The 12,766-nt window shown below is 70.8% G+C and carries 11 protein-coding genes; 5 read left to right on the forward strand and 6 right to left on the reverse strand.

What is annotated here, in order from left to right; genetic code table 11:
• Positions 1-37: 37 nt before the first annotated feature.
• Entirely contained in the window at positions 38-517 is a 480-nt protein-coding gene (locus tag AB0E05_RS24265) for an anthrone oxygenase family protein (protein ID WP_361966920.1), read from the reverse strand.
• A 131-nt stretch (positions 518-648) separates the two neighbouring features.
• Positions 649-2,763, reverse strand: a complete 2,115-nt coding sequence (locus tag AB0E05_RS24270) for a SpoIIE family protein phosphatase (RefSeq protein ID WP_361966923.1) — start codon at positions 2,761-2,763, stop codon at positions 649-651.
• Positions 2,764-3,044: 281 nt separating this feature from the next.
• On the opposite strand from AB0E05_RS24270, the gene aspS reads away from it, so the two are divergent.
• Positions 3,045-4,817, forward strand: a complete 1,773-nt coding sequence (aspS, locus tag AB0E05_RS24275) for an aspartate--tRNA ligase (protein WP_361966925.1) — start codon at positions 3,045-3,047, stop codon at positions 4,815-4,817.
• Between the two features lie 388 nt (positions 4,818-5,205).
• On the opposite strand, the gene AB0E05_RS24280 is transcribed toward aspS, so the two are convergent.
• Positions 5,206-5,607, reverse strand: a complete 402-nt coding sequence (locus tag AB0E05_RS24280; RefSeq protein ID WP_361966928.1) for a RidA family protein — start codon at positions 5,605-5,607, stop codon at positions 5,206-5,208.
• Between the two features lie 100 nt (positions 5,608-5,707).
• Between AB0E05_RS24280 and AB0E05_RS24285 the strand changes: the two genes are divergently transcribed.
• Positions 5,708-6,088 (forward strand): helix-turn-helix domain-containing protein, encoded by a 381-nt coding sequence (locus tag AB0E05_RS24285; RefSeq protein ID WP_361966930.1) that lies wholly within the window; start codon positions 5,708-5,710, stop codon positions 6,086-6,088.
• On the opposite strand, the gene AB0E05_RS24290 is transcribed toward AB0E05_RS24285, so the two are convergent.
• The 3 genes from AB0E05_RS24290 to AB0E05_RS24300 form a co-directional block, all read right to left on the reverse strand.
• On the reverse strand, positions 6,085-7,155 hold the full coding sequence (locus tag AB0E05_RS24290; RefSeq protein ID WP_361966933.1) for an AI-2E family transporter: 1,071 nt from the start codon (positions 7,153-7,155) through the stop codon (positions 6,085-6,087). The genes AB0E05_RS24285 and AB0E05_RS24290 overlap by 4 nt on opposite strands.
• A gap of 429 nt (positions 7,156-7,584) precedes the next feature.
• Positions 7,585-8,541, reverse strand: coding sequence for a pirin family protein (locus tag AB0E05_RS24295; RefSeq protein WP_361966935.1), 957 nt, complete (start codon positions 8,539-8,541; stop codon positions 7,585-7,587).
• A gap of 136 nt (positions 8,542-8,677) precedes the next feature.
• Positions 8,678-9,163 carry an SseB family protein gene (locus AB0E05_RS24300; RefSeq protein WP_361966937.1) on the reverse strand — a complete coding sequence of 162 codons (486 nt, stop codon included), beginning with the start codon at positions 9,161-9,163 and terminating at the stop codon, positions 8,678-8,680.
• Positions 9,164-9,281: 118 nt separating this feature from the next.
• On the opposite strand from AB0E05_RS24300, the gene AB0E05_RS24305 reads away from it, so the two are divergent.
• The 3 genes from AB0E05_RS24305 to AB0E05_RS24315 all read left to right on the forward strand — a co-directional run bounded on the left by AB0E05_RS24305 (position 9,282) and on the right by AB0E05_RS24315 (position 12,733).
• Entirely contained in the window at positions 9,282-11,108 is a 1,827-nt protein-coding gene (locus AB0E05_RS24305) for an acyl-CoA dehydrogenase (protein WP_361966940.1), read from the forward strand.
• A 102-nt stretch (positions 11,109-11,210) separates the two neighbouring features.
• Positions 11,211-11,984 carry a hypothetical protein gene (locus AB0E05_RS24310; protein WP_361966942.1) on the forward strand — a complete coding sequence of 258 codons (774 nt, stop codon included), beginning with the start codon at positions 11,211-11,213 and terminating at the stop codon, positions 11,982-11,984.
• 137 nt (positions 11,985-12,121) lie between these two features.
• Positions 12,122-12,733 carry a Uma2 family endonuclease gene (locus AB0E05_RS24315; RefSeq protein ID WP_361966945.1) on the forward strand — a complete coding sequence of 204 codons (612 nt, stop codon included), beginning with the start codon at positions 12,122-12,124 and terminating at the stop codon, positions 12,731-12,733.
• The last annotated feature ends 33 nt before the right edge of the window (positions 12,734-12,766 follow it).

A 12,766-nucleotide genomic window follows, 5' to 3' on the forward strand; every position in this document is an offset into this window, starting at 1 on the left:
CCCGCCCCGCGCTCTCCGCCACATGGCGGGGGACGTCTCAACCCCGCTCGCCCCCGCCCGGCCGCGGACGCAGCGCCAGCAGGACCAGGATCGCGAAGGCCGCGACCGCCGTCGTCGTGCGCGCGGCGTTGAACAGCTCCCAGCGGTTCAGGACCTCCGCGTGGTCGGGCGGCGGGGCGTTCGTGGCCGACCACTCCTTGATGCGGGCGTTGATCGGGACGTTGCCGAACCGGGTGATGAGGAAGGTCGCGAAGGTCAGCGCGGCGGCCGTGGCCGCGAGGACCCGTGCGCGGGTGCGCGTCAGGACGGCCAGGGCGAGCGAGCCGAGGGTGGCGACGGCCATGGCGCCCTGGACGGTGATGCCGTTCATCGCCATCAGCTCGGTGTGGAAGTCGAGCCGCAGCTCCAGCGGGACGGCGTCGAAGGTCGGGACCAGGTTGGCCGCGCCGTAGCCGAGGGAGCCGGCGAGGAGGCCGGTGGCGAGGAGGGAGAGGGCCTGGACGAGCCGGACACGCATGGGGCGGGCCTTCCGCGGGGGCGGTCGCTTACGGCTCCGCACGCTAGGAGCGACCCGATCGCCTCGACAAGGCTGTAAGAGTTACGGCTCCGACGACCGACCCCGGCGAGACCCCGGCGACCCCGGAGGCCCTACTCCGGCTTCGGCTGCGACTCGTGCAGCTCGAACCAGATCGACTTGCCCTCGCCCCGCGGATCGACCCCCCACGCGTCCGCCAGCATCTCCATCAGCACCAGCCCGCGCCCGGACGACGCCAGTTCCCCCGGCCGCCGCTTGTGGGGGAGTTCGTCGCTGGCGTCGGCGACCTCGATCCGCAGCAGGCGCTCCCCCGCGCCGCCCGCGTGCGTCACCTGGGCGACCATGAGCGCGTTGCCGTCCGTGTGCACCAGGACGTTGGTGACCATCTCGGAGACCATCAGCACCGCCGAGTCGACCTGTTCCGGGTCCGCCCAGTCGTGCAGCAGCTCCCGCACGGTCTGGCGCGCCGCCGCGATCCGTTCCGGCTCCGCCTGGGCGATCGTCATCGCGGTGCGCCGCGGCGCGACGGCCACCGGGCCGCCCTCGCGGGAGAGCAGCACCAGCGCCACGTCGTCCTCGCGCCGGTCGGCCAACGGGCCGGTGGTGTGGTGCGAGACGGGCCCGTGGACCGCCTGGACGAGGGAGTCGGCGAGCTCCTCCAGGGACGCGGTGTCCGGGTGCCGCTCCATGACCTCCCGCAGCCGCACCCACCCGGTGTCCAGGTCGTGGCCGCCGGTCTCCAGCAGCCCGTCGGTGCAGATCATCATCGTCTCGCCGGGCTGGAGCCGCAGCCGGGTCGTCGGGTAGTCGGAGTCCGGGTCGATGCCGAGCGGCAGCCCGCCCTCGGTGGGCCAGACGATGACCGTCCCGTCCGCCATCCGCACCGCCGGCTCCGGGTGCCCGGCGCGGGCGATCTCGATGTGCCCCGTCGCCGGGTCGACCTCCAGGTACAGACAGGTCGCGAAGCGCGGCCCGGAGAGGCCGGAGACGTCGGCGGAGTCGTACGCGTCGGTGACGCCGTGCAGGAAGCGGGAGGCGCGGGAGAGCACCGCGTCCGGCCGGTGCCCCTCGGACGCGTACGCCCGCAGCGCGATCCGGAGCTGGCCCATCAGCCCGGCCGCCCGTACGTCGTGGCCCTGGACGTCCCCGATGACCAGCGCGATCCGGCCGGACGGCAGCGGGATCATGTCGTACCAGTCGCCGCCGACCTGGAGTCCGCCGCCGGTGGGGACGTAGCGCCCGGCGACCGCCATGCCGGGGATCGCCGGCCCGATCACCGGCATCATTGACCGCTGGAGGCCCAGCGACAGCTCGCGCTCGGTCTCGGCGACGCCGGCGCGCGCCAGCGCCTGCGCCAGCATCCGGGCGACAGTGGTCAGCACGGACCGCTCGTCGGGGGTGAAGACGACCTGGTGGCGGAAGGCGGCCAGCCAGGCGCCCATGGTCCGTCCGGCGACGATCAGCGGCAGGTACGCCCAGGACTGCCGGCCCAGCGGCTGCGCCAGCGGCCAGCTCGTGGGGTAGCGGCGGGCGTACTCGTCGGGGCTCGGCAGATAGACCGCGCGGCCGGAGCGGACCACCTCGGCCGCCGGGTGGTCGGTGTCCAGGCGCATGTCGCTGAAGGGGTCCCCGCCGGCGCTCTGGTGTCCGTGGTGGCCGACGATCCTCAGCCGGTCGCCGGCGGCGCCGAAGACCGCGAGGCCGTCCGGGGAGAAGCCGGGCATGGACAGGGACGCGGCGACCCGCAGCACCTCCGCGGTGGAGCGGGCCTCGGCCAGCGCCCGCCCGGCGTCCAGCAGGAACGCCTCCCGCGAGCGCCGCCAGTCGCCGGTGACCGGCGTCTTGGCCGCCGCGCCCTCCGCGGGCTCGGCGACCTCCTGGAGCAGGCCGACCAGCTCGTACGAGCCGTCCCGGGCGACCGGCTTGGAGCGGCTGCGCACGGTGCGCAGGACCCGGCCGTCGTCGTCGACCACCCGCAGCCGGCCCTCGGCGACCGTGCCCTCGGCGACGGCGAGGTTCACGACGCCGTTGATCTCGTTCCAGTCGACGGGGTGGATCCGGGCGCGGACGGTGGTCTCCGGGTACGGGACGGCGTCCGGGTGCGCCTGGGGCGCGGCGGGCAGTTCCAGCAGCCGGGCCGCCTCGGCGTCGAGGGTGACCGTCCCGGCTGCGTTGTCCCACCGCCACAGGCCGGTCGCGACGGCGGCCAGGACGTCCTCGGTGCGCATTGCCTCACTTTATTCCGATCCGTTGGGTGATGACCGACGGGGGCGGATCGGGGCCCGTAGGGGCGGATCCGGCGCGGATCGGCGCGGATCGGGGCGCTTCCCGCCGGACCCCCGCCGGGCCCCCTGCCGCGGGGGTCGCGCCGTGGCATGTATAAGGCAATGAGGTACGGGAGGGGCGGGCGGTAACCTTTTAGGGCCCCGTACTGCCCGGGGCACCCGCTGACCGGGGCGCACCCGACCCCCTACAGCACCCCCCGACCCCCAAGACTGGATGAACGACGATGCATCGGTACAGGTCCCACACCTGCGGCGAGCTCCGCGCCTCTGACGTCTCCACGGACGTCCGGCTGAGCGGCTGGCTGCACAATCGCCGAGACCTGGGCGGCATCCTCTTCATCGATCTGCGCGACCACTACGGCATCACGCAGCTCGTGGCCCGTCCCGGCACCGCCGCGAACGAGGCGCTGAGCCACCTCACCAAGGAGACCGTCGTCCGCATCGACGGCACGGTCGTCAGCCGGGGCGCGGACAACGTGAACCCGGAGCTGCCCACCGGCGAGGTCGAGGTCGAGGTCGCCGAGGTCGAGGTGCTCGGCGCCGCCCAGCAGCTCCCCTTCACGATCAACGCGGACGACGGCGTGAACGAGGAGCGCCGCCTGGAGTACCGCTTCCTGGACCTGCGCCGCGAGCGCATGCACCGCAACATCATGCTGCGGTCCGCGGTGATCTCCGCGATCCGGCACAAGATGACCGCGCTGGGCTTCAACGAGATGGCGACCCCGATCCTCGCCGCGACCTCCCCCGAGGGCGCGCGCGACTTCGTGGTGCCCTCCCGGCTGAACCCGGGCAAGTTCTACGCGCTGCCGCAGGCCCCGCAGCAGTTCAAGCAGCTGCTGATGGTCTCCGGCTTCGACCGCTACTTCCAGATCGCGCCCTGCTTCCGCGACGAGGACGCCCGCGCCGACCGCTCCCCCGGCGAGTTCTACCAGCTCGACCTGGAGATGAGCTTCGTCGAGCAGGAGGACGTCTTCCGGCCGGTCGAGAAGCTGATGACGGAGCTGTTCGAGGAGTTCGGCGGCGGTCGGCACGTCACGTCCCCCTTCCCGCGGATCCCGTTCCGCGAGGCGATGCTGAAGTACGGCAGCGACAAGCCGGACCTGCGCGCCCAGCTGGAGCTGGTGGACATCACCGACGTCTTCGAGGGCTCGGAGTTCAAGGCGTTCGCGGGCAAGCACGTGCGCGCGCTGCCGGTGCCGGACGTCGCCGCCCAGCCGCGGAAGTTCTTCGACCAGCTCGGCGACTACGCGGTCGAGCAGGGCGCCAAGGGCCTGGCGTGGGTGCGGGTCGCCGAGGACGGGTCCCTCACCGGCCCGATCGCCAAGTTCCTCACCGAGGAGAACGTCAAGGTCCTCACCGAGCGCCTCGGCCTCGCGGCCGGCCACGCCGTGTTCTTCGGCGCGGGCGAGTTCGACGAGGTCTCCAAGATCATGGGCGCGGTCCGCGTCGAGGCGGCGAAGCGCGCCGGCCACTTCGAGGAGGGCGTCTTCCGCTTCTGCTGGATCGTCGACTTCCCGATGTACGAGAAGGACGAGGACACCGGGAAGATCGACTTCTCCCACAACCCCTTCTCGATGCCCCAGGGCGGCATGAAGGACCTGGAGGAGAAGGACCCCCTCGACATCCTCGCGTGGCAGTACGACATCGTCTGCAACGGCATCGAGCTGTCCTCCGGCGCGATCCGGAACCACGAGCCCGAGATCATGCTGAAGGCGTTCGAGATCGCGGGCTACGCGCGGGAGACCACGGAGGAGGCGTTCGGCGGCATGCTGCGCGCCTTCCGCTTCGGCGCCCCGCCGCACGGCGGCATCGCGCCCGGCATCGACCGCATCGTGATGCTGCTCGCGGACGAGCCGAACATCCGCGAGACGATCTCCTTCCCGCTGAACGGCAACGCGCAGGACCTGATGATGGGCGCGCCGACGGAGCTGGACGAGACGCGGCTGCGCGAGCTGAACCTCCAGCTGCGCAAGCCTGTGTCGAAGCCCTCGGAGTAGCCTCCCGGTCTTCGCTACGAAAAGGCCCCGCACCGCCACGCGCCAACGGCGCCCGGCCCGGTGCGGGGCCTTTCCGCTCGCGCGGTGCGGGCTGCGGATGCGGTGCGGGTTGCGGGGTGGCTTGGACATGCCCGCCGTTACCCTGCGGGCCCGTTGGTCTCTGCGGCTGATCTGTGGCTTGCAGAGACCAATGGGCCCGTAGGGCAACGGCGGGTGGGTCAGGGGCGCTGGGGGTCCCCCCGTGCCCGCAGGGCACAGGGGGCGGAACTGCGCGAGAACCACCCACCGGGCCGCGGTCGCCAAACCGACCGTCAGGGCAACGGCGGGCATGTCCAAGCCACCCCGCAACGCGCACCGCACCCCGCACCGCACCGCGGCCCGCAGGGCGCTAGCGGGGCAGCGTCGTGTCGACGATCGCGCTGATCTCGACGACCTGTCCGGGGAACGTCAGGTCCGTGATGCCGACGGCCGTGCTGACCGGGCGGTGGTCGCCGAAGTACGCCCGGTTGCCCTTCGCCATGGCCTGGGCGTGCCGCTGGAGGCCCACCACGTACAGGACCTGCGAGACGATCTGGCTGCGGGTGGCGCCGTAGTGGTCCAGGATCCGGTCGAAGTTGGCGTAGGTCAGCTCCAGTTGGGCAACGAAGTCGTCCGGGTGGCGGAACGCGCCCGCCTCGTCGAGCGCGAGCTGGCCGGAGACGTGGATCAGCTCGCCGGACCTGATCGCCTGCACGTATCCGAAGTCGTCCTCCGCCGGCACGCCGTGGCCGTAGACGTCCGTGGTGGTCATGATTCCGCTCCCTCACCTTGGTCTCTTGTGGTTACTCAGGAACTGTAGGAGAGTGAGTGCACCTGCGGAAGAACGCACTTTTCGGCAACTGAGGAACCCCATGGTGACCAAGCAGTACACGGGCTCGCCCGAGGATGCGGACCTGCGCCGCGCGGACTCGCTGGCGCGGCAGATCTTCTCCGACGTCGCCAACAAGTGGGCGTTCCTGATCATCGAGGCCCTCAGCGGGGGCACCCGGCGCTTCAGCGAGCTGCGGGACGAGGTCGAGGGCGTCAGCCACAAGATGCTCACCCAGAACCTGCGCATGATGGAGCGGTACGGCCTGGTCGAGCGGACCGTGCACCCCACCGTCCCGCCGCGCGTCGAGTACGCCCTCACCGAGCCGGGCCGGGCGCTGCACGCCACGGTCGACGCCATGTGCGCCTGGACGCACCAGTACCTCGGCGACATCGAAGAGGCGCGCCGCCGCTTCGACGGCTAGGGAGCGTCGGGGGCATCCGGCGCGTCCGGCTCGTCCGCCCGGCCGTAGCGGGCCCGCAGCTCGCCGACGATGCCGAAGGCCGCCGCCGTCACCGGCACCGCCAGCAGCATTCCGAGGATCCCCGCCACCCCCGCGCCGGCCGTGATCGCCAGCATCACCACGGCGGGGTGCATCTGGACCGTACGGCTCTGGATCATCGGCTGGAGCACGTGCCCCTCCAGCACCTGCACGGCGAGCACCACGCCCAGCGCCCACAGCGCGATCACCCACCCCCGGTCGGCGAGCGCCACCAGGACGGCCACCGCGCCCGACAGGAAGGCGCCGAGGTAGGGGATGTACGCGCCGACGAAGACCAGCGCGCCCAGCCCGACCGCGCCCGGCACCCGCAGGATCAGCAGGCCGACGGTGATGCACACGGCGTCGATCAGGGCGATGACGGTGGTGCCGCGCATGAAGCCCTCGACGGCTTCGAAGGCGCGGCGGCCCATCGCCTCCACCATCTCGCCGCCCTTGCCGGGCACGACGGAGCGGGCGAGCCCCGCGGCCTTGTCGGAGTCCCGCAGGAAGAAGAAGATCAACAACAGGGCGAGCACGGCGGTCGCGATGCCCTGGCCCACCACGCTCAGCCCGCTGATCACCCCGGACGCCGCGGTGCCGCCGAACTTCGCGAGCAGGTCCTTCGCGTTGCGCGCGACGTCGTTGAGCGAGGTACCGGCGGCGCCGAAGTGGTCGGTGATGCCCTGGGCCGCGTTGCGCAGGGAGTCGAGGATCTGGGCGCCGTTGTCGACGAGCGCGGCGACGATCACGTACAGCGCACCGCCGACGACGGCGACCACGGCTGCGCAGGTCAGCCCGGCGGCGACCGAGGGGTGCACCTTCATGGCGACCAGCCGCCGGTACAGGGGCCCGAGCAGCGCGGTGCCGAGGATGGCGAGCAGGAAGGGGGTGACGGCGGTGCGGAACGTGATGATCAGCCAGATCGCGACCCCGCCGACGCCCGCGATGAGCAACAGGACGACGCACCACGCGGCGAGCCGCCGCACCGGTTCGGGCAGAAGGGTGTGCACCCTGCCACCCGACCACCCCACCGGGGTGGCGGCCCCCTGGAAGGTCCGTCCGGGTGACCCTCCGCCGTGCGGCGGGCCGTGTTGTCGCACCAGCGGGTTGCCGTGCGGACGCGGGGCGCCGTTGATCTGGCGGTCAGTTTTGCGCCTGCGGGCCATCTGCGGCTTGTCGCGCAGTTCCCCGCGCCCCTGATTCGCTGCCCCCGTCCTTTGCCTGCGGGCTGGGGCAGAGGTGTTTAGGGGCGCTGGGGGTCCCCCCACGCCCTCCGGGCGTAGGGGGCGGAACTGCGCGACCGGCCAGCCACGGTCCGCAGGCGCCACAGCACAGCCCGCCGCACGGCGAAACCGCGCTCCGGCGACCCGCAGGCTTCACCCCGCAAGCCCGCCGCACGGCGGACCCGCGGGTCGCGTGAGCGGAGCCTTGGGCGACGGTCACATGCCGTGGACCGCGGGCACGGTGCCCAGGCGTCCCTTCTGGAAGTCCTCGAACGCCTGCCGCAGCTCCTCCTGCGTGTTCATCACGAACGGACCGTAGTGCGCCATCGGCTCCCGGATCGGCCGGCCGCCCAGCAGCACGACCTCCAGGTCGGGGGTGTTCGAGTCCTGGGACTCGTCCGCGCGGACCGTCAGCGCACCGCCGTCGCCGAAGACCGCGGTCTGGCCGACGTGGATCGGTCGCCGGTCCGCGCCCACCGAGCCGCGTCCGGCCAGCACGTACGCCAGGCCGTTGAACTCCTCCCGCCACGGCAGCGTGATCTGGGCGCCGGGCCGCAGGGTCGCGTGGACCATGACGATCGGGGTGTGCGTGATGCCCGGCCCCTCGTGGCCGTCCAGCTCGCCCGCGATGACGCGCAGCAGCGCACCGCCGTCCGGGGAGGTCAGGAGCTGGACCTGGCCGCCGCGGATGTCCTGGTAGCGCGGGGCCATCATCTTGTCCGCCGCGGGCAGGTTCACCCACAGCTGGAGGCCGTGGAAGAGGCCGCCGGACACGACCAGGTCCTCCGGCGGGGCCTCGATGTGCAGCAGGCCCGAGCCGGCGGTCATCCACTGGGTGTCGCCGTTCTGGATGGTGCCGCCGCCACCGTTGCTGTCCTGGTGGACGAACGTTCCGTCGATCAGGTACGTCACGGTCTCGAAGCCGCGGTGCGGGTGCCAGGGCGTGCCCTTGGGCTCGCCCGGCGCGTACTCCACCTCGCCCATCTGGTCCATCATGATGAACGGGTCGAGGTACCGGTAGTTGATGCCGGCGAAGGCGCGCCGCACCGGGAAGCCCTCGCCCTCGAAGCCGGTGGGCGCGGTGGTCACGGCGAGTACGGGACGCGCCACGGCCTCGGCGGGCGCGGCGACGCGCGGCAGGGTCAGCGGGTTCTCGACAGTCACTGCGGGCATGGGGGCTACCTCCTTGTGCGACTGGTGACAGCCAGTTTAGTTGAAGACTGAACTTTCTGCCACTGGCAACGAAGGAAGCCCGGGAGTCATTCCCGGGCCCCGGAAGAAGAAGGACGGACGCGCTGCGGACCGTGCGTCAGCCGTACATGCGGCGCATCGCGAAGTCGACCATCTGCTCGACCGCCTTCGCGTCGAAGACCATCCGGTGGTCGCCCTCCATGTCGAGGACGAAGCCGTACCCCGTCGGCAGCAGGTCGATCACCTCGGCGCCGGTGATCACGAAGTACTTCGACTCCTTGCCCGCGTACCGGCGCAGCTCCTTCAGCGAGGTGAACATCGGGATCACCGGCTGCTGGGTGTTGTGCAGCGCCAGGAAGCCGGGGTTGTCCCCGCGCGGACAGTAGACCTTGGAGGTCGCGAAGATCTGCTGGAAGTCCTCCGCGGAGAGGGAGCCCGTGGTGAAGGCCCGTACGGCGTCGGCGAGGGACGGCGGCGACGGCTCCGGGTACAGCGGCTGCCCGGGCTGCTGCTGTGCGTGCTGCTGCCCGTGCTGCTGTCCGCCGTAGGGCTGTTGGGACGCGTACTGCTGCTGGGCGCCCTGACTCTGGTCATAGCCGTACATGCCCGCAAGAGTAACGAGTCACAGATGACCCAAACGGGGTTGCGCTTTATTACCGGTGGGTAGCATCATCGTAACTACTCACCAGTACTGGTAGTCGATCTACAACGGAGCCGTCGCCATGGGCCACTACAAGCCGAATCTCCGCGACATCGAGTTCAACCTCTTCGAGGTCCTCGGCCGCGACAAGCTGTACGGCACGGGTCCGTTCGCCGAGATGGACCCCGACACCGCCAAGAGCATCCTTGAGGAGATCGCCCGCCTCGCGGAGCACGACCTCGCGGAGTCGTTCGCCGACGCGGACCGCAATCCCCCGGTCTTCGACCCCGGGACGAACACCGCCCCGGTCCCCGAGACCTTCAAGAAGAGCTACCGCGCCTTCATGGACTCGGAGTACTGGCGGCTCGGCCTGCCGGAGGAGATCGGCGGCACCACCGCGCCCCGCTCCCTGATCTGGTCGTACGCGGAGCTGCTGCTCGGCGCCAACCCGGCCATCTGGATGTACTCGTCCGGCCCCGCCTTCGCCGGGATCCTCTACGCCGAGGGCAACGAGGCGCAGAAGAAGGTCGCCGCGATCGCCGTGGAGAAGGAGTGGGGCTCCACCATGGTCCTCACCGAGCCGGACGCCGGCTCGGACGTGGGCGCCGGCCGTGCGAAGGCCGTGCAGCAGGAGGACGGCTCCTGGCACATCGAGGGCGTGAAGCGCTTCATCACCTCCGGCGAGCACGACATGGCGGAGAACATCCTCCACTACGTGCTGGCCCGCCCCGAGGGCGCCGGACCCGGCACCAAGGGCCTCTCCCTCTTCCTCGTGCCGAAGTACGAGTTCGACTGGGAGACCGGCGAGCTGGGCGAGCGCAACGGCGCGTACGCGACGAACGTCGAGCACAAGATGGGCCTCAAGGCGTCCAACACCTGCGAGATGACCTTCGGCGACCGCCACCCCGCCAAGGGCTGGCTGATCGGCGACAAGCACGACGGCATCCGCCAGATGTTCATGATCATCGAGTTCGCCCGGATGATGGTCGGCACGAAGGCGATCGCCACCCTCTCCTCCGGGTACCTGAACGCGCTGGAGTACGCCAAGGAGCGCGTCCAGGGCCAGGACCTGGTGAACTTCGCCGACAAGTCCGCGCCCAAGGTCACCATCACCCACCACCCCGACGTGCGCCGCTCGCTGATGACGCAGAAGGCGTACGCCGAGGGCATGCGCGCGCTGGTGCTCTACACGGCGTCCGTGCAGGACGACATCGCGGTCAAGGAGGCGGCGGGCGAGGACGCGGCCGGCCTGATCGCGCTGAACGACCTGCTGCTGCCGATCGTGAAGGGCTACGGCTCGGAGAAGTCGTACGAGCAGCTCGCCCAGGCGCTCCAGATCTTCGGCGGCTCCGGCTACCTCCAGGAGTACCCGCTGGAGCAGTACATCCGGGACGCGAAGATCGACACCCTCTACGAGGGCACCACCGCGATCCAGGGCCAGGACTACTTCTTCCGGAAGATCGTCCGTGACCAGGGCCAGGCGCTGAACACGCTGGCGGAGGAGATCAAGAAGTTCCTCGCGCTCGGCAGCGGCGGCGAGGAGCTGGCCGCGGCGCGCGACGCGCTCGCGAAGGCGGCGGTGGACCTGGAGGCGATCGTCGGCACGATGACGAACGACCTCATCGCCACCGGCGAGGACGTGAAGAACATCTACAAGGTCGGGCTCAACACCACCCGGCTGCTGTACGCCTCCGGTGACGTGGTCGTCGGCTATCTGCTGCTGCGCGGCGCGGCCGTGGCGCAGGAGAAGCTCCAGACGGCGTCCGCGAAGGACGTCCCGTTCTACTCGGGCAAGATCGCCGCGGCGAAGTTCTTCGCGGCGAACGTGCTGCCGGGCGTCTCGGTCGAGCGGGCCCTCGCCGAGTCGGTGGACGGTTCGCTGATGGACCTGGACGAGGCCGCGTTCTGACGGCGCCGCCGTAGTCGTACGCGAACGTACGGCCCGCTCCACCGAGGATTCCTCGGAGGAGCGGGCCGTACGTATGATCGCGGCCAACGACATGGGGGGAACATGAAGTTCACGGGGAATGCGCGTTTCGCTGCCGTCACGACCGCCGCGGGGCTCGCGGCGGCGCTGCTGCTGACCGGCTGCTCGTCGTCCGACTCGGACTCCGACTCCGCCGACAGCAGCAAGAGCAGCAACAGCAAGAGCGCGGCCAGCAAGCAGGAGTCCGGCCCGCCCGTCGCGGCCCGGATCGACGCGGCCCGCGTCGCCTCCGTCCTCCCGGGCGCCAGCGACCTGCCCGGCTGGCGGCTCAGCGCCCCGCCCACGCCGTACGACCTGCAACAGGAGCCGCGCTCCAGCACCGAGCCGACCTGCCGCGGCAAGGCCACCGGCTGGTGCAAGGGCGCGCTGCACACGAGCACGGCGCAGTTCAACCGCCCCGACGCCGGCACCGTCGAGTTCACCGTCCACAGCTACGAGTCCGCCCAGGCGGCGACGGCGGCGCACCCGGCCCTGCTGACGGACCGGACCCAGTCGGAGCTGTTGCCCGACGGCCAGCAGAAGATCACGCTCCCCGCGCGCGAGGGCGAGAAGACCGACGCCGTCCGCGGCACCGGCAAGCTCCGCGCCCCGAGCGTCCTGTCCGTGAACGCGGTCGGCACGACCGTGCTGACCATCCGGACCTTCGGCCTCGGCACCGCCGCCAAGACCTACACGGACGCCGAGGTCGCCGCCCTCACCACCCTCCTCTCCGACCGCTCCCGCCAGACCCAAAAGGGCACCACCCCGACGGCCCGCCTCCAAGACGACGCCCTGAGCTACGCCGGGCCCAAGGGCTGACCTCTCGGGCCTGTACCAGCGGTTTCGCTGGCGCGCGTCAACTTCGAACGTCAGATCCACTCGTGCGGGTGGAACTCTCGTCGTATCAGCTGGGTAGGCTGGTACAGGGCCCCAGAATCCCGTTCATGGGAGGAACCATGACCGCCAAGGCGACGGACTACTCGAAGCACCGGCAGCCGGACGGCTCCTCGTGGCCCATGCCGCCCAAGGGCGGCTACACCATGGATGACCTTTTCGCGCTTGACCTCCCGCCGCACACGGAGCTGATCGACGGGAGCCTGGTTTTTGTGAGTCCGCAACGCGACTTTCACACCATGGTGTTGTTCGTACTGGAACGCGGTATGCATCAACACATCCCCGAGGATCTGCGCGTGCGCCGGGAAATGGCCATTGTGATCGGTCCACGCAATGTGCCCGAGCCAGACCTCATCGTGCTCAAGGCAAGCGCCATCACTGGCCGTCGCAAGACCCGATACGACGTCGCGGACGTCGTCCTCGCCGTTGAGGTCGTCTCCCCCGACTCCGAAGACCGCGACCGTGACACCAAGCCGCACAAGTACGCCGGTGCCAGGGTCCCCTACTTCTGGCGCGTGGAGATGGGCGAAGAGGACGAGTTGCCAGTGGTACACACTTTCGCCAGGGATGACAGCACCGGCGCCTACCTGTCCACCGGCGTCTTCCGCGACCGTCTGAAGCTGGCAGAGCCTTTTGAGATCGACATCGACCTCACGGAGATCGATCGGCTGTAGCCCCACTCCCCGGCTCCGCCGGAAAGAGAACAC

Origin of the sequence: Streptomyces sp. NPDC048057 (genome assembly GCF_040653095.1) — a bacterium.
Lineage (GTDB): Bacteria > Actinomycetota > Actinomycetes > Streptomycetales > Streptomycetaceae > Streptomyces.